This window comes from Aurantimicrobium sp. (assembly GCF_036667855.1).
Taxonomy (GTDB): Bacteria; Actinomycetota; Actinomycetes; order Actinomycetales; family Microbacteriaceae; genus Aurantimicrobium.
In genome coordinates this window covers 1-526 of record NZ_JAVWTF010000137.1, presented here as the reverse complement: position 1 = coordinate 526, position 526 = coordinate 1, and the positions used below count along the sequence as shown (strand labels likewise).

At 53.8% G+C, this 526-nt stretch carries 1 protein-coding gene; it reads right to left on the bottom strand.

Annotation, left to right across the window (positions count from 1 at the left end):
- Positions 1-202 precede the first annotated feature (202 nt).
- Positions 203-526 (bottom strand): tyrosine-type recombinase/integrase (locus RR877_RS10735; RefSeq protein WP_332628266.1); only part of this gene is annotated, 324 nt, incomplete at its 5' end.

Here is a 526-nt window from a genome sequence, read left to right as displayed (position 1 = left end):
AGAAGAGTCCTACAGCTACCTCCAGATGACCTCAAGAAGTAATGACCATCATAGATAAACGATCAATCATCACCTCTAGAAGTACCTCCAGAAGAGACTTATAGGGGTGTTTATGTACCACACTTATGACATGCTGAATAGAGTCTCTGTGTGGTCTATACAACACAGTAGGTCCTCCATCGCTAATCCCTTGGGGAGCCCCTCAAGCGTCTTGAGTCAGCTTCTCTGTGGGTGCCCTGGGAAGGCTAATGGAGCTGTAGGAGAGCGTCTGGATGGCCTTCTGGAGGTCTTCCATGTCCAGGCGGGTGTAGACCTTCCGTCCTGTGGAGCCGCCTGTCTCGTGCCCTGTGATGGCATCCATGAGCTGTTCCTGTACCTGAGCCTTTGCCAGCCTAGTCCTGACTGTGTGCCGGAGACTGTGGAAGTCCAGCCACTTGCCATCGAGACCGATGCTCTTCCTGTACTTGCTGAACCATGGGCTCATGAGGTCCGGGTTCTGAAGGAGCGGCCACAGGCTCCCCATGGG